A 17,780-nucleotide genomic window follows, 5' to 3' on the forward strand; every position below is an offset into this window, starting at 1 on the left:
GAAAACTTAATGATTGTCAGCATAAAAAGAAAAACCTGCCATTTGTGCTCCAAATAGTAGGTTTTCCTTATTTCCAATTATCTTGTAATTTTTTCACATCACTTTTTGGCGGCAATCCAAACAATCTGCTATATTCTCTGCTGAACTGCGACGGACTTTCATACCCAACTTGAAAAGCTGCTTCCGCTGCTTCTAATCCTTCAGCTATCAATAACCTGCGCGCTTCCTGTAAACGAATCATTTTTTGGAACTGCAAAGGAGACATACCCGTAATCACCTTAAAATTATGATGAAAGGAAGAAAGACTCATATTCACAGCTTTAGCTAATTCCTCTACGCGAAGCGGCTCGGCATATGCCTGATTTATCAATTGAATGGTTTCTTTTATCGCCTGGGCATGAGTTCCTAAAATGGCAAATTGCTTTATCTGATCACCATCCTCCTTCTGTAAAATCCGATATAATATTTCCTTTTGATATAATGGTGCAAGAACAGGGATATCCTTTGGAGTATCAAGCAGCCTTATTAATCTAAGTAAGGCATCTGTCATTTCAGAGGTGGTTTTATTTACAAGCATCGCTCTTTTAGGAGGATCTGAAACTACTTCCTTATGATTAGCAACTGCTTCTAAAATCTGTTCTGTCGTAAATCCAAGTCTAATACATAAATATGGCTTTTCCTTCATAGCCTCTGTTATTTTCCCGCGAATAGGCAGATGCACAGATATAACTAGATACTGGCTGGAATCATAGCGAAATATCGCCTCCCCCAACATCACTATTTTGGAACCTTGTATAATGAAACAAACAGAAGGCTCGACAATAGAATGAAGCGGTTCTGTTAATGTGGATGCTCGGACAATGCTTAGATGGTTAATTTCTGTTGCGTGTGTACCATCTGTTTTAAAGTATTTTTCTACCAGTTCCGTTAACTCATTTTTATTATTCACCATATCCCCCCCTACTTTTCATACATTTTACCTCTTATTTGGAGAATTAGGCAAAGATTATACAGAAATCTTCTATCACTCTTGCTGAAAGTTTTCTTATCATTACAGTATGTTATCTAAAGACTAATAATTAGCTATGGGAGGAAGAAATGAAGCATTTACAAGATAAAGTCGCTATTATAACTGGTTCATCGAGAGGAATAGGAGCAACTATCGCAGAAGAACTTGCTCAATTAGGGGCGAAGGTGATAATTAACTATTCAAGTAGCTCAAAAAAAGCTAAAGAAGTTGTTGCAAGCATCGTGAATAAAGGTGGAGAAGCTATTGCAGTTCAAGCAGATGTCAGTAAAGTTAAAGAGGTAGAACGTTTATTTATAGAAACCCTTCAGCACTTTGGAAAAATAGATATTCTTGTTAATAACGCTGGCATAATGCACACTATACCATTAAAGGCTGTAACAGAAGAAGAATTTGATTTACATTTCTCCATCAATGTAAAAGGAACTTATTTTGCTTGCCAACAAGCGCTTCAGCATATGGAGGCAGAAGGAAGAATTATTAATTTTTCCACCTCTGTAGCAGGAATGATGTTCCCTGGTTACAGCCTATATGCAGCAACAAAAGGAGCTGTCGAACAAATTACAAGACAGCTGGCAAAAGAATTTGGTCCCAAAAAAATCACTATAAACACGATTTCACCTGGTCCTACAAATACCGAGCTGTTTATGGATGGCAAAAGCCCTGAACAATTAGAAAACCTAAAAAAACTAAACGCCTTCGGCCGCTTCGGAGAAACGGACGATATCGCAAAAGTTGTCGCCTTTTTAGCGAGTGAAGATGCTCGTTGGATTACAGGTCAGACTCTTCGCGTTAATGGTGGAATGGTTTAATTGTAAGAAAAAAAATCGATTGAAAGAATGGGATTCACACTGAAAAGTGCAAATCGATATTCCTCCAATCGATTTTTCATTATATTATTTTGCTATTAATGAGATGGATGGTCTACTTTCACTCGTTTGATAAAGAACGATAGAACTAGACCAATGATTGCAACAATAATCGCAAAGCTAAATGATTTCTGTACACCAGCTGTAAAGGCAAGCAATGGACTTAACGGGTTGGTTAAATCGGTCGCACCACTATCTATATATTCCGCTGACCCTGAAGCTAAAAGAGAAATAGCAATTGCTGTTCCGATAGCTCCACCAACTTGCTGCAACGTATTCATAATTGCAGTTCCATGTGGATATAATTCAGGCGGCAATTGGTTTAAGCCATTTGTTTGTGCCGGCATCATTACCATAGAGACACCAATCATTAATACAATCAGCAAAGCAATAATAAAACCTGATGATGTATCAATATCAATGGTAGAGAATCCAAATAATGCAAGAGTTGCTAGTGCAAGACCAGGAATAACTAACCATTTTGGACCAAATTTATCAAAGAGACTTCCCATAATTGGCGAAAGCAATCCATTAATTAAACCACCCGGCAGAAGAAGTAACCCTGCTGTAAATGTGCTTAATGCTAGCACATTTTGTAAATATAGCGGCAATAAAATCATGGATGAAAGCATAACCATCATAATCATGATGACAAGTACTAAACCTATAACAAACATTGGATATTTAAAAGCACCTAAATTCATCATTGGCTGCTCACTTCTCACTTGAAGAATAGCAAACAAAATTAATGATATTAGTCCAATGGCAATAGAAATAATTACTTCTAAGCTGCCCCATCCGCCGCCTTCTCCAGCATTACTAAACCCGTAAACAATACCACCGAATCCAATTGTTGATAAAATAATCGATAAAATATCAATCTTTGGCTTCGTTAATGTCGTTACATTTTGCATAAATATACTGCCGAAAACAAGCGCAACCACAAGCAGTGGCAGGGAAATCCAGAAAATCCAGTGCCAAGTAAGAGAGCGAAGAATTAATCCAGAAATAGTTGGCCCTACTGCCGGAGCAAAACTAATGACCAACCCCATCATCCCCATTACTTTTCCCCGTTTATGCGGGGGAATTAACACAAGAATTGTGTTAAACATAAGCGGTAATAATAGTGCTGTACCAATTGCCTGAACAACACGAGCAACCATTAAGATTGTAAAGGTCGGCGCAATTGCTCCTATAAGCGTTCCCGAAATCGAAAAAATAAGGGAAGTAATAAATAACTGTCTTGTCGTAAACCATTGTAGAATAAGTCCTGACACAGGCACTAAAATTCCAAGTGTTAATAAATAACCTGTTGTTAACCATTGTACGGTTGTTTCGTTAATACTAAAATCCGTAATAATTGTTCTTAATGCCATATTCAGTGCCGTTTCACTAAATAATCCAATAAAGCCCGCAATTAAAAAGGAGGCAATAATCGGCACCGTCTTAAACTCCGTTTTCCCAATTGTTTCGCCTTTAGCGGGAATATCCATTGTCATATTTCTTTTCCTCCTTTAAATCCAAAAAATCACTGTTTTAACAGCACTGCTATTTGATTCGAAATGCAACGCAGGGGGTTACTGCTCTTATTCGTGAGAGCAAGCATGCACCCACCTTCTATCATTGCATTTAACGTAATACCCAGTTCCTTTGCCAGTGGTTCTGCAAAGCCAAAGTCCTCTAGCCTATTTGTATAAAGCGCCTGCCAATCGGTAAAAGTAGCATCACATGCCAAGCGCAGCGTTTCATGTGTTAACGCTGTTTCAGAAGCAATCAGACTAATTTGCAAGCCTTCAAGTGCACTGCAGCCCATCTGATCAAATTCATTTGCGATAGAATTCACATGTTGTTGAAAGGCAGCTACAGGTGTTTCCCCGCTATATAAGTCTGCTTTCATTTTCTCTACTACTAGCTCTCGCATTCGCTTAATTGCTTCTAATGCAATTTCTTCTTTCCCGTTTGGAAAGTGATAATACAAGGAGCCTTTTGGAGCACCACTCTCATCAATTATTTGATTAAGACCCGTTGCATGGAATCCTTGCAGTTGAAATAGTTTCGTTGCAGTAGTTAGAATTGCTTCTTTTTTATTGTTGCCTTTTTTCATTCGATCATCTCTTCTTAAAAGTATTATAACAACTGGTCTACATAATATTAATGTGACATTCTAGAAGTGTCAAGAAAATAATAGCTGATTTTGCTTCTTTTTATGCAAAAATTACTGATTCTTTATCTATTTTTTACAGTAAAGGGCTTTCATTTATATTCTTCACCAAGATGCCTTCTGCTGCAGTTATTTCATCAAAAAAAATACTGGAATAAGTATTCCAGCCAAACAGCCCTTAGAACAATTATACGGACATATTAAATCCATTCGTCTAATTATAATGGGGCTATGTTTTTTTAAGAAAGATAAGTTGGTGGCAATCTCCCGCAGACTGAATACTTATCCTGGCTTATTGTGGTAGGAAGTCGTAAACGATTAAAGCCATTGATAAGAGGCCCACTGTCAAGAATACTAATAAGTTTCCAACAATAGAAAGGTATTTCAAGCGACTTTTTTCGCCTTTTAATCCGAATATCAGTCCGACTAAAGGGATGATAGATATACTTGCTAATATGCTATAACCGAGATAATCGTTCCCAATTCCAATGCTGAATCCTGTTTCATCATATAACTTCCCCATCATGTTAGCTAGAATAAAGACAACAATAGAAGCTAAGAAGCAATAAAAAGATATGCTAGTGTTCTTGCTTTTCATTCGCCTACTCTCCCCTTTTCCGTTGTAAATTAATGGAATTTTATATATATCATACACAAATAATGGATATATATGAAGAGAAATCAGACTGTTTTACCACAATAATTTCCTATGCTATACTCATAAACAAATTGGTTACCTTAAAGAAATACGGGGTAATGCAGATGGTTATAAGAAGGGAGATAAATTATGCGCAATAAAGAAGAGTTAAAACAAGAAATTCTTGCTGCCTATCATTTTCGTCATGCTACAAAAGAATTTGATCCAGAGAAGAAGATTCCAGAAAGTGATATGAAATTTATATTAGAAACAGCTCGTCTTTCTCCAAGCTCATTTGGTACTGAGCCTTGGAAATTTCTTGTGATTGAAAATCCAGAATTGCTGAATAAAATCAAACAATCGTCTTGGGGAGCGTATACAAAGATTCCAGCCGCCAGCCATTTTGTTATTTTATTAGCTAGAACAAAATTAGATACAGCCTATGATTCCGCCTATTTAAAAGAACAGTTTACCAATGTATCCAAGCTTCCTGCTGAAGTGATTCCAAAAATGATTGAACGGATAGAAGAATTTCAAAAGGAGGATTTCCGCTTAGACACCGATCGTTCTTTATTTGACTGGGCTTCTAAACAAACCTATATCGCACTTGGAAATATGATGACCGCTGCTGCCCAAATCGGCATCGATTCTTGTCCTATAGAGGGCTTTCATATGGAAAAAATGAATCAGTTATTAAATAAAGAAGGACTTTTAGAAGATGGCCATTTAGGAATTTCCGTCATGGTAGCATTCGGTTATCGTGCGAAAGATCCATATCCAAAAACACGCAGAGAATTTGATGATGTGGTGAAGTGGGTATAAGTTTTGTTTAAAATTGCCTAACGGAAAACTCTCCCCGCTTTAGTGACTATAATTAATGCGGGGGAGAGTAAAAAAAGGATAACTAGTTCTTTATTTATACTGTCTCCATGCTTCTTGTCTTTATGCTTCCTTTATACTTCTAGACATAAGACGATATTTTCTAGGGGTCATATGCTTAACTTGTAAGAACTTTTTTATAAAATAATCGGGATTCTGAAAACCTATGTTTGTCCCTATTTGATAAATGCGGTCATCAGTTTCTTCTAAAAGCCGGCATGCTTTTTCTATTCTATATTCATTTAAGTAATCTTTAAAGGCTACTCCATATTTCTTACTGAATAATTGGCCTAAATATACACTATTTATATTATATTTATCTCCTAATTTTCTTAAACTCAATTTTTCCATATAGCGCTCTGCAATGTCACTTTCGATTTTAACTAAGATGTCTTTTGATGAATAATTCCTGATACTATATAAATAGTTTGCAAAATGTAATGAATAGGTTAAAAACTCATCCATTGAAATTTTTCCAGATAAAATATTCTTCTGATCATGAATAAAAAGGAGGGGTTCATCATTAGAAAAATTCGGTTTATTATTCTTATTCCATAGGTCTGCTAATTGATAAATTAACAGAGTAAGATTGTTTTTTATTAATTGAGGATGCAGACATTTCTGTTGAAATTCTTCGTATATTTCTTTAACAATAATGTTTATTTTTTGCTCATTATTTTCTGATATACTATCAATATATTGATTTATCCGTTTTTGAGATAAGTGATATTGCTCTAAAGAAAATACTGGTGTGTTATCGCAATAAATTATTGATTTATCGACACAATAAAAATATTCATATTCTTTCCCTAAAACTACTTTATTATAGGAATCAGTTATTTCTTCTATTTTCTGTACTGTATTTCCGATATATATTTTCACCGTGAACGGCACTTCACTAATTAATCTTCTGTGAAGTTTCTCTATATAATTTGCTCTATAAACCTCCGAGCGATTGCATTGCCAAACAACACTTACTGAGTATTCCATGTTTGTATTTTCTATATCATAAAGAATAAGGAAATTCTCTTCCTGTACCATTTTTTCTATTACTTTATAGAGCATTTTTCTCCATTTCTTTTTTTCATCTGGCATAACACGTTCCTGCCTATTTTCTTGTACAACATCCATATTAATAAAGGTATAGTTTCTAAAATTCCCATACCTTTCTTTGACAAATTCGATGTCCTTTGAGGTAAATTTATCATATAAAATATTTTTTAAATGATAATCAATAATTGCCTTGTTCTTTTTTTCTTCCTCTTTTTCTTTTCTCTTTAGTACTATAAATCGTTTGTTAATGGTTTCTAGTAAATCGATTAGCTCCTTTTCCTGTATTGGTTTTAACAAATAATCAGTGACCCGATATTGAATAGCTTTCTTCGCATATTTAAATTCATAATATCCACTTAAGATTACAAATCTTATTTCCTTATCCATGCTCTGCTTTACTTGTTTAATTAATGCTAATCCGTCCATAACAGGCATTTTTATATCGGTAAAAACAATGTCAACATCATAGTCTCGAATAATTTGAAGAGCATCTTCCCCATTTCCGGCTTCATAACAAAGTTCAAAACCGTATTTTCCCCAGTCAATCATGACTTTAATTCCTTCCCGAATATATGGCTCATCATCAACAATAAGGGCTTTTAACATTATCTATTCCTCCTAAATGACCTTTCTCCTATTCAAAATGAATTTGTGAAAGAAACACTAAACGAAAAAGTAATTAACACCTGTATTGGAAATATGCTGCCAAGCTTAATCTCTATATAATGGGTAACTTAATGTATACTTCTGTTCCAGTGTAATTCTGGCTTTCAATTTCTAATTCCCCCTCCTCTTGATAGTGCATTTTTATCCGTAAATAGGCATTTAAGATTCCTGTGCTTTCTTCCCAATTGGATGTTGTCACATCATTTTTCTCAAGGGACTCTCTTATTTTCCTTAATCTCTTTGCATCCATCCCAACTCCGCTATCTAAAATTTCAATATAAATAGCATTCTCTTGTGCAGAGACGATGATGCTAATTTCTCCTCCATTTTTCTTTTTCTCAATCCCATGAATACAGGCATTTTCCACAAAAGTTAATATCAGCATCTTTGGAATATAATGCTCCTTGCATTCCTCTTCTACATAGATAGAAAAGTTCAATCTATCTACAAAACGATATTTTTGAATATTTAAGTATCTTTGAACATATGCTAATTCTTCCTCGACAGTAACAAAATATGAATCACTCCATTTGGTCATTCTTCTAAATAACTGTGCTAATTCATTAATAACTGTTGCACTTTCTCGATCTCCATTTAGTAAATTCCTCATTCTGATGCTATCAAGCGTATTATAAAGAAAATGTGGATTTACTTGACTTTGAAGCGCATTAAGCTCTGCTTTTGTTTTGGCTAATTCTATTTTCTGCTGTTCTCTTTCTTTTTTGTACACTTCACCTAATAATTCATCGATTTTAACCACCATGAAATTATAACTCCTTATTAAATCACCTATTTCATCTTTCCCTTCATTTATATTGATTCTTTCGAATATCCCTTTTTCTACTTTCAATAAATGCTGCTCTGTTAGAGCAATTCTATCTTGAAAAGACTTATTAATAAGCAAAATAACAAGTGTGGGAAATAGAAAATTAAAAATTATTAACACAAGTAGTACGGTTTTCTTGTTCTCAATGAGATCAAAAATATTAGTCTGATTATTAGATATATAGATATCCCATCGATCATTGATTGCTAGAAAAGAATCAGATAGATTAAATTTGGATTTTTCTTTTGATTCTAACTTTCGGAATATAGTATTCTTCTTCTCTGAACCATGATTACTAAAAATAACCTGATCATTATACGCTATTACAATATTATTACTCGTATCTTCATTTTTGATATTTGCCAATAATCGATAATAATTAATATTTATTTTTACAATACTTTTATATCCGTTGCTTCCATTTGGTAATTCTCTTATAAAACTGATCGTTCGATTCGACTCTAACTTTGGTGGGAATTGTTTATTCTCTTCATAATATGGATATAAAACCATGTTCTGATTATTCTCTTTGTAAATTCTATACCAATTCGTATGCTCGACCGCTCGCAAATTCCAAAAAACCCCACCGTTAATAATAGTTGGATTAGTAGTGTATATTTCAATACTTTCCAATGCTTGGGATACATAAAAATTATTAATGATGTTTTCTTGAACAAGTGAAATATAGTCACTATAATAATCTACATTATCCTTATACTCCTTTTGGAGAAATTCATTGATCTTCAAATCTCTACTAATATAATTGGATACTTCCGTAATCTCGTTGAAGCTCTCATTAAGATGATATTTCAGCCGTTCTATCGTAATCTCCATTGATTTATTTTTTTGGATATCCTCATTTTCTCGAATGGAATGGATAATGACTAAATTAGTAAGAACGATAGGAATCACTACAGCTAATAAATAAATTAGAATCATTTTTTTCTTTATTTTAATATTATTCAGAAGCAGAGCAAGCAAGTTTTTTCCCATCCTTCCAAACTAAGCTCTACACAAATAGTAAAGCTAAAGGCTATTATCTATCATAATCAGAAAGAAATAATAAACAACAGCGACTGCTAGCCTACTAATTGTAAACGTTTTCTATAATGTGTATTCTACCATTTATTTACTGTTACTTTATAGATTTTCTCATAAAATCATTATTGCTATGTTTCTTTGAAGAATTAGTTATAATCTGAACTTGATCCCTCTCCTTTTTACTACAATCTCCTATTATTTTTCTTTCAAATAACTGGAGAATATATTTTCCATATAGCGACTTATCATATAGGAGAAAAAAGCAGGAATGATTACAACTAAAATTGGTAATAGCCATATACTAAATATAAAAAGCACTAGAAGTGTTAATAGAAATAGCGATTTAGGCAAATGGCTGATGGCTAAAATGGCCGCGTTTTTCCAAACAATTTTTAATGGGGACTGAAATCTCGCTATATAGGAGATAGCATAGATAAAACAACAACATGCCAAAGGGATAAGTAGAAGAAATATTGTCTGCCCTATTATAGATACAACACTCCCATTTGCTTGTGCCCCTAAAAACAGGCTATTGTAGTAAAACACAGAAATGACAGCTACAAAAAATATCCAAGTAATAGTAGCCTGGTTAAAGCTACTTTTCATCGCTTTCCAAAATTGCTGAAATATATATCCCTCTTCCTCTCTAATTGCATAGTGGGCTGCATAATATAATGCAGCCGTGGATGCCCCAATCGTAATGATAGGTAACGAGAATACTGTCCAAAGAAGACTTAAGTATAATAAATTGGCTACCTTTGTCAATCTCCTCATATATATTCCATTCATTAATCTATTCATACAGTTTCACCTTTTCTGTTATACGCATTTCTACTTCCTCGTTTACTTGCTCCAGCCATTGAAAGTCTGCATAACAAATGTTTGTAAGATCCGATTTACTAGTTACATAAACTCCCATTGTACAACCAACAAATCCTCCTGCCACTTCCGTACTTAGGATATGTGCATCTATATTCTTCACCACTTCTATTTCCTCGCCATCTTCTTGAGAATAATAGAAGTGAAGTTTTTGACAATCGCCTCTTATTTTTAAGGTTAAATTACGAGAATCCTCTACTATACGTTCTTCCAGCTTCTCTTCCCCATTATAATTTGTTATGACTCTCAATTCTCTTTTTCCATCAAACAATCCTGAGACAAAGCGAATAGAATAACGATCATTTTGCAGAATGACAAGCCCGGCTTCATCCCCATTTTGTTGAGGTATAAAATCCAGCCTCGTTTTAAGCGTATACCACATGGATTGTTGTCTAATCCCTATATAAGAAGGGGATGCAATATCTGCGATTGTATGTGGGGAAGCGTACATTCTTAACCAACCGTCTCTTTCATCAAAAACATACTTTTCTATATCAGGATTTCTTAAAAATAATAACCGCTTATCTAAAGGTTGTTCAAACAGAATTCGAGGATTTACTGTTTCTGTTGGAAAAAGTGGCAGCCTGTGCATCTGCTCTCTTGCTAACCTTCCTAATCCCGGATTAATGACTGGCCAATCACTCTCCCAGACTACTTCTGCTAGAAATGTCTCTCTGCCTAAATTGCTATATCCGTCAAAAATACGACTTGCAAGACAAGTCATATACCATTGCCCATCCGCTGTTTCCACTAAGTCGCCATGCCCTACATTACATACAGGATAATCACGTCCAAGATGCCTATGTGTAAGAATAGGGTTACATGGATTTCCTATATACGGACCATCAATTTTTTCACTTCTCGCAATCGTGACACAATGTTCAAACGAAGTGCCACCTTCTGCAATCATTAAATAATAATAACCGTTCCGCTTATATAAATGTGGTCCTTCTGGCCAGATTGCCTCTCTTAGAGCACCCTTCCAAAGTTTTGTACTGACTCCAATCAGTTTCATGGATTGAAGATCTATTTCCTGTAGCCATACCTCCCAGTCTCCATTGTAGCGCACTCCTTTGGGATTTGGCCTTGTCCCTACATAATAGCTTTTTCCATCTGTATCAAAGAATAGACTTGGATCGATTCCTTCTGCTCCTTCTAAATAATATGGATCAGACCAGGGTCCTGTTGGATCAGTTGCTGTCACAATAAAGTTTCCACCCTTCGGAACATTTGTCGTTATCATATAGAAAATTCCCTTGTTATACCTAATAGAAGGTGCAAATATTCCTTGAGAATGTGTAACATCTGATAGGGGAAGCTGCGATTTTCGGTCCAATATATTTCCGATTAATTCCCAATTAACAAGATCCTTACTATGGTAGATCGGAACACCAGGAAAATAAGAAAAAGTGGACGTAACCAAATAATAATCATCTCCAACTACACAAATAGATGGATCAGACGAAAATCCTTTTAAAATTGGATTCTGAAAAGTCTGCACTGCCAATCATCCCTTCTTCTCAAAAATAGCACTACCATATTCTATAATTTCCGCTTAACGATAAAAACGCAAAGCTATAAAGAAAGTTATCATAATATCTTCGCTCTCCCGTTCTAAGTGGGGTATTCCAAAATTTCTCTACACACTCTTTCGCATAATCAAACTTTCCTGCTGTTGCAAGGGAACCCATCGCATTTGCTGCTAATAGTCCAACAGGATGTAACACCTTCTGCTCCACCTTTGTTCCATCTATAGCATAAACGTAATCCTCTTCCCCTTTGACTGTTTCACAAAAGAATTTTTGAATCTTTGCCACACAATTTCTTAATTCTTCGTCTTTGCCAAACCATTCGTAATCGAGCCCAATATTAGCCGCTACCCGATACGAATCACTATAAAAGTAGAAATGTTCGCTGTCATAGTAGGGGTTTCCATCATAATCGGCATATTCTGCCGTAAGCCCCGTAACTGGATGGCATGCTTTTAGCAAATAGCTTCTACTCGCTTCAGCTGCTTCCTTCCAAAAATCACGATCCTCTTCATTTGCCCATAAGGAAAAGAGTTCATAAAAGTGTGGCAAATGATAAGATGGATCAGAGTATTCTACTTCTGGAATAAATTTAATAAGCTTATTTTCAGGATTCCACATCGGGAAGCCATCATTGTTTTCTCCTTTATGAATACAATAGTGGAGAATATCTTTCGCTTCTTTTGAATACTCAAAAATTCCGTCTCCATCTCCCCAGCGATGCGAAGCAAAAAATAATGCCATTGCAAAAAATTCTTCTCCGTCGGGAGCTGGTCCATAGGAATTTTTTACTCCTTCGGGTGAAACAGACCATGCAAAATAGTTAGCATGGAGTCCAGAATCCATCCACATATATGTTTTTGTCCATTTCCATAACCGATCAAATACTTCCTTTTGATCTAATTGCACACTTAACATCATTGCATAGGACATACCTTCTGTCCTTACATCGTTATTGCCCGTATCTACCACATATCCCATCTGGTTATCTGTTTCATAATAAATTCGTTCCTCTTCCTTTCCCAAAAATAGCGTTTGCCAAATGAGCGCTAAGCGATTGTTAATTTCCTCTTCTTGATAGCCATATTTTTTAAATAAATTAGTATATTCTCCCGTCTGAAATGCTTTTACCATATTAATCTACCGAACTATCACTTCCTGATAGTAAGGCAGCTCACCTCCATCATTTATTTTTAACATCTTTATTCTTTTACTCCACCTATTGTTAGTCCACTCATAAAATACTTTTGTAAAAAGGGATAGAGACAAACAATCGGCAATGCCGTAATAATTGTGGTTGCGGCTCGTATTGATGTAGGAGTGACCATAGAAGACGAGTTTTTCATGGAATCCACATTTGCACCTTGATTCGTAACAGAAGAAAGCAGTTTCATTAATTCATATTGTAATGTAGTTAATCGATCATTAAATCCGTTGTATAACATCGCATCAAACCAAGAGTTCCATTGATATACTGCTATAAATAACGCAACTGTTGCTAAAACTGGTTTACATAACGGCATTATAATACTTATAAATATTCTAAAATGAGATGCACCATCCATTTTGGCAGATTCCACTAAACTTTCCGGTAATCCATTAATATACGTGCGGATAACTAACATATTAAACGCACTTATCATTCCCGGAATAATATACACCCAAAAGCTATTTAACAATCCTAACTTACTCATCAAAAGGTAATTCGGTATCAAACCCGCATTTAAATACATAGTAAAGATATAAAGTAATGTAATAGATTTTCTAAATACAAATTCCTTTCTGCTTAATATATAGGCTAAAAGAGCAGTTAGAAATAATTGAACGATTGTGGCAATTACCGTTCTCGCAACAGTAATAATAGAAGCTTGGATAAGCGTATCTTTTTTTAATACAGTTATATAGTTTTCAAGTGTTAATTCTCTTGGAAAGAGGTAAATTCCTCCTTTAATAGAATCTAATCCATCATTAAAGGAAACTGCTAGCGTATTTAAAATGGGGTACAGTGTTGCAAGAATAAAAAACAGTAAAAAAATCCATTTTAAAATATCAAAAAGTACATCAGAATAATAGACCTTTCTCATCACTCTCCATCCTCCTTTAGAATAGTCTTTCTTCTCCCGCTGCTTTCGCTAAGTGGTTAGCAATGAAGATTAAGGTAAGACTAATTATTCCATTAAATATTCCAGCAGCTGTAGCTAATGAATAATTATTTAAGCTAATTCCGTATTTTAATACAAAGATATCAATTGTTTGCGATACTCCTTGAACTAATCCATTGCCTAATAAATATTGAACTTCAAATCCAGCATTTAATATATTTCCAATATTGATTAATAAGAGAATAAAGATAGTTGGTTTAATTCCCGGCAGTGTAACATGCCATATTTTTCTTAAGCGATTTGCTCCATCAATAGATGCTGCCTCATACAGTTCTTCATTAATCGATGCCATTGCCGCTAAATAAATAATGCTCCCCCATCCAGTTGATTTCCATACATTTGCAAAGCCTACAATCCACCAAAAGTATTTGGGATCTGCAAAAAAGTTAATAGGTGCATCAATTATGCCAAAGACTAACAATAATTGATTAATAATGCCTGTTTCCGGAGACAAAACTTCCATTACAATTCCTGTCACGATAATCCAAGATAAAAAGTGAGGAAGATACGATACGGTTTGCATAAACTTTTTGACTGTTTTATTTCTTACCTCATTTAAGAGAAGTGCAAATCCAATGGAAAAAATGAATCCTAGCACTAGGTTTATCATACTCATTGCTAATGTATTACGGACTACATTAATGAATGTAGGATCAGAAAAGAGAAATTTAAAATTATTTAACCCCACCCATTCTTGTTCAAATATTCCTCTTCCTGGCCGATAATTTTGAAAAGCCATTAACCAGCCACTAAGAGGAGCATAATAAAAAATTAATGCATAAATTACAAATGGGATAGATAGTAACACTAATTCCTTTTGCTCTTTACATTTTTTAAATAATTTTTTTAAAGAACTTACCTTTTTCGGAGATGGCTGTACGACAGTTTCTAACATTACCGGTTTCTCCTGCTGCACCTTTTACACACACCTTTCTTTAATACGAAAGGGATTGGGAAAACGTCCTATATTTCAGGGCGCATCCCAATATTTCGTTAAATAATCATTACCAGCCTTGTTAATTAGTAGATTCAGAGACTTCAATTCTTCGTTGTACTTCCTTTGTTAAGGCATCTTCATAGGCCTTTACATCAACTTGAGAATTATAAGCATCCATGTAATCACTCCAAGCACTTTCAAACTTATCTGGTGGTGTCATAATAACTTTTGGTAACCACTGCTGCTTTACTTCCGTCATTTTTTCTTTTGAAATTCCTTCTGGTGTGCTGGCAGTCCATCCATTTGTCGCTGAATAAATAGGATACCAAGGTGCGTTTTCCTTCACTGGTGTTAAGAAATCTGTCCATTTTTTATAGCCATAAGCATCAAGAATTTTTCGATCCAAATCAGATAAAGTAGCATAGAATTCATCTGGCTGTTCACCTGGAGATACAGCATTGATTCCGTCTTCCATCATTCCAGTGTATGTCGGGAAATAATTATAATCAGAAAAATTATTCGTTACATAATTCTGGTTTTTTGCGTTTTTACGTTGTTCTTCGGTTCGATAGAATAAACCTTTATCATCTACTTCATAATCAACACCCTTTTCTCCCCAAGTCCTCATAACCATAATCTCTGGATCAAGTAAGTCATTTAGGAACTTCAAGGAGCCCTCAACATCCTTATTACTAATGCTGATGCCAAGGCCATTTGCAACATTTAATGTTGGCGGGCTAAAATATTGCGGTGTAACATTTTTATCTAAGACTAAATCAAGCGGAACATAAGTTAGATGATCTAAACCTTGTGATTTAAGAGAAGTTTCTGCATCTTGGAATTGCCAATATTGATCAACCATTCCTAATACACGCCCTGAAGAAATTTTTGCAATATATTGATCATAAGACATCGTAAAAGTTTCTGGATCAACTATTCCTTTGGCAAATTTCTCACTTAGGATTTTGTAATACTCTTTTGCTTCTGGAATTTGATCATAAACTTTTGCTTCCTTTGTTACAGGATCAATAACCGCAGCTCCGTCATTAGGATATCCCGCTAAAAATTGCGGTGGGTTTTCTAAACAGAAATATCTCCAATCATCAGACAAAATGGAAAATCCAATATTCTTCTGGCCATCCTCTGAAGTAGGATTTTCTTTAAGATAGCTTTCAATTAGATCAAAATATTCATCTAATGTGGTGATTTCAGGATAATCAGCCCATTCCAAAATACGCTTTTGAATCCAAAACGCTTCATCACTATGGTTAACTGCCATATTCTGCCCTTTAACGACACCAAATTGCGGAATAATATAAATATGGCCATCCTCATTCCTAATTTGATTCCATTGAGCATCCGTATACAAGTTTTTTATATTGGGATAATCATCTAAATAATCCTCTAATGGGATTAATGCACCAGCATTGATTAATGCAGCTGTACCATCTGATCCATCAATAAAATCAGGATATTCTCCTCCTGCAATCATTACACCGATTCGCTCGGAAGCCGTTTGTCCTGTTAACCATGTAACATCTGCTTTCGCTCCTATTTTTTCAGCAATTTTATTCATCATTCTATTATCATCCGGTAATTCTTTACCAGGCACAGCCATAAATGCAGTAAAAGTTTTTATTCCATTTTCATCCACATTTGACGATGTTTCCTTATCTGATTCGCAGCCCGAGAGCACTAATAAACCTATTAAAAACAAAGATAAAACGGATAGTATCTTCTTCATCTGTACACCTCCGGATAATTGTTCAACCAATAAAAATAAAGATGTATTTACTCCCTATAAATTAAAGATAGCAAGGTCCTTCTTATCCTCCCCCCTTTTCACTCCAAAAAAGAAAACGCTTTCTTAATCAACCATAACAAATGTAACCAATGTTTTCATCCATACATTCTAAAGAGATTACTCAAAAAAGCCATGATTTATTTAATTTGTCTTATTTTTTTGGATTTTTCATCCAAAAATATAGAGGATTTTAATGATATGGTGAAGGAGGTATGGAAGGTTGTTTTATTGATATACAAATAAATGGGAGATTTTAAAGTACTTACAGTTTGTCGACAAAAAGATATGGAAGAAGTAGAAACCCATTTTCATGCGTTGCTTGGAGCAGAGGGGGGTGAGATAGCGAGGCAGCCTGAGACCCTGCAGGCTGAAGGCAGACCGCGGCTCAGCGCGAACCCCCGGAGCGGAAAACAACACCCTAATTCAAAGACATTAATAATCTATACTTTACTCAAACTTCTATTTCCAAAATACAGGAGTTTATCTACTGTCTGAAGGGACATTGTTTACAGTCCCTATTCCTTTGGAGGAAAAAAACAAATATTTCCCCCTAATTCTTCCTATACTGATGACTATATGGATTAAATGGAGTGAAATAAGAAACGGAGTAGTCCAAATTTATCATCTCACTATATTCAAAAACGGTGCCATTCTGCAGAATTCCTCTATTAAAAATCTTCATAGCAGCTGTACCTTTTTTGCAATTAAGCAGCTCGGCATCTTCTTTACTGACATTTATAGCACTATAGGTAGTAATAAAATGAGAGATTTGATAGCCACATTGCTGGACATACTCATGAACGGAGTTTTTTACTGCTTCCTCCTCTAAATCTGGGAAATAGGCACAAGGAAGTCTTGTTGTTTCTATTTGCATTTTTTGAAAATCCACAATACGAACGCGTTTATACTCCCATACTTTTGTTTTTTTACCACTTAAGTCAAATATTTTTTCTAATGCATGATCTGCCTCTATTTTTTTAAAATAGATAATTTTTGATTGGATATCTTTAAACTTTCTTTCTGTGAGTGAATTATATATTAAAGGGCTTTTATATCGTGTTTCCTTTACAAAAATTCCTGAACCCTGAATAACTTTTACACACCCTATATTCACAAGCTTTTTTAGTGCTTCACGAATAGTGTATCTTGATACATCATAATGTTTTGCCAGTTCTCTTTCCGTTGGGATCTTTTCGCCGGCTTTGTATTTATTTTGATAAATCTTACTTAAAATATCTTCTGCTATAAAGTCTCTTTTTTTCATCATTATTACCTCTCAAACAGAATAGGTTTCATCCGCCCCATCATTC

The 17,780-nt window shown here is 34.8% G+C and carries 15 protein-coding genes; 2 read left to right on the forward strand and 13 right to left on the reverse strand.

Features of this window, described 5'->3' with window-relative positions:
* Nucleotides 1-67: 67 nt before the first annotated feature.
* On the reverse strand, nucleotides 68-952 hold the full coding sequence (locus tag NSQ89_RS18400) for an AraC family transcriptional regulator (RefSeq protein WP_341116491.1): 885 nt from the start codon (nucleotides 950-952) through the stop codon (nucleotides 68-70).
* Nucleotides 953-1,098: 146 nt separating this feature from the next.
* Here NSQ89_RS18400 and NSQ89_RS18405 point away from each other — a divergent pair, with 146 nt between their 5' ends.
* A complete protein-coding gene (locus NSQ89_RS18405; RefSeq protein ID WP_341116493.1) occupies nucleotides 1,099-1,839 on the forward strand; it encodes an SDR family oxidoreductase in 741 nt (246 codons plus the stop codon).
* Between the two features lie 95 nt (nucleotides 1,840-1,934).
* Here the strand turns inward: NSQ89_RS18405 and NSQ89_RS18410 are convergent, their stop codons facing one another.
* From NSQ89_RS18410 to NSQ89_RS18420, 3 genes are all read right to left on the reverse strand, one after another.
* The gene (locus tag NSQ89_RS18410) at nucleotides 1,935-3,389 is read right to left on the reverse strand and encodes a DHA2 family efflux MFS transporter permease subunit (RefSeq protein WP_412973641.1); all 1,455 of its coding nucleotides are present in this window, start codon (nucleotides 3,387-3,389) and stop codon (nucleotides 1,935-1,937) included.
* 35 nt (nucleotides 3,390-3,424) lie between these two features.
* Nucleotides 3,425-4,000, reverse strand: a complete 576-nt coding sequence (locus NSQ89_RS18415) for a TetR/AcrR family transcriptional regulator (RefSeq protein ID WP_047943829.1) — start codon at nucleotides 3,998-4,000, stop codon at nucleotides 3,425-3,427.
* 349 nt (nucleotides 4,001-4,349) lie between these two features.
* Complete coding sequence (locus NSQ89_RS18420; RefSeq protein ID WP_095258372.1) at nucleotides 4,350-4,655, reverse strand: hypothetical protein; 306 nt, start codon at nucleotides 4,653-4,655, stop codon at nucleotides 4,350-4,352.
* Nucleotides 4,656-4,844: 189 nt separating this feature from the next.
* Between NSQ89_RS18420 and NSQ89_RS18425 the strand changes: the two genes are divergently transcribed.
* Nucleotides 4,845-5,516, forward strand: a complete 672-nt coding sequence (locus NSQ89_RS18425) for an NAD(P)H-dependent oxidoreductase (RefSeq protein ID WP_047943827.1) — start codon at nucleotides 4,845-4,847, stop codon at nucleotides 5,514-5,516.
* 120 nt (nucleotides 5,517-5,636) lie between these two features.
* Here NSQ89_RS18425 and NSQ89_RS18430 read toward each other — a convergent pair whose 3' ends face one another.
* The 9 genes from NSQ89_RS18430 to NSQ89_RS18470 form a co-directional block, all read right to left on the reverse strand.
* Entirely contained in the window at nucleotides 5,637-7,232 is a 1,596-nt protein-coding gene (locus NSQ89_RS18430; protein ID WP_047943826.1) for a response regulator transcription factor, read from the reverse strand.
* A gap of 112 nt (nucleotides 7,233-7,344) precedes the next feature.
* Complete coding sequence (locus tag NSQ89_RS18435) at nucleotides 7,345-9,111, reverse strand: sensor histidine kinase (RefSeq protein WP_047943825.1); 1,767 nt, start codon at nucleotides 9,109-9,111, stop codon at nucleotides 7,345-7,347.
* 243 nt (nucleotides 9,112-9,354) lie between these two features.
* Nucleotides 9,355-9,960, reverse strand: coding sequence for a YesL family protein (locus NSQ89_RS18440; protein WP_047943824.1), 606 nt, complete (start codon nucleotides 9,958-9,960; stop codon nucleotides 9,355-9,357).
* Complete coding sequence (locus tag NSQ89_RS18445) at nucleotides 9,953-11,539, reverse strand: glycoside hydrolase family 43 protein (RefSeq protein WP_341133010.1); 1,587 nt, start codon at nucleotides 11,537-11,539, stop codon at nucleotides 9,953-9,955. Before NSQ89_RS18445 ends, NSQ89_RS18440 begins: the two co-directional genes overlap by 8 nt.
* A 31-nt stretch (nucleotides 11,540-11,570) precedes the next feature.
* Nucleotides 11,571-12,701, reverse strand: a complete 1,131-nt coding sequence (locus NSQ89_RS18450; RefSeq protein ID WP_047943823.1) for a glycosyl hydrolase family 8 — start codon at nucleotides 12,699-12,701, stop codon at nucleotides 11,571-11,573.
* A gap of 68 nt (nucleotides 12,702-12,769) precedes the next feature.
* Nucleotides 12,770-13,651 carry a carbohydrate ABC transporter permease gene (locus NSQ89_RS18455; RefSeq protein WP_341133175.1) on the reverse strand — a complete coding sequence of 294 codons (882 nt, stop codon included), beginning with the start codon at nucleotides 13,649-13,651 and terminating at the stop codon, nucleotides 12,770-12,772.
* Nucleotides 13,652-13,667: 16 nt separating this feature from the next.
* A complete protein-coding gene (locus NSQ89_RS18460; RefSeq protein WP_047943822.1) occupies nucleotides 13,668-14,624 on the reverse strand; it encodes an ABC transporter permease in 957 nt (318 codons plus the stop codon).
* A gap of 121 nt (nucleotides 14,625-14,745) precedes the next feature.
* On the reverse strand, nucleotides 14,746-16,410 hold the full coding sequence (locus NSQ89_RS18465) for a sugar ABC transporter substrate-binding protein (protein ID WP_095258369.1): 1,665 nt from the start codon (nucleotides 16,408-16,410) through the stop codon (nucleotides 14,746-14,748).
* Between the two features lie 610 nt (nucleotides 16,411-17,020).
* A complete protein-coding gene (locus NSQ89_RS18470) occupies nucleotides 17,021-17,737 on the reverse strand; it encodes a GntR family transcriptional regulator (RefSeq protein WP_235844466.1) in 717 nt (238 codons plus the stop codon).
* Between the last annotated feature and the right edge of the window lie 43 nt (nucleotides 17,738-17,780).

Source organism: Niallia sp. FSL R7-0648 (assembly GCF_038007005.1).
Taxonomy (GTDB): Bacteria; Bacillota; Bacilli; order Bacillales; family Cytobacillaceae; genus Niallia; species Niallia circulans.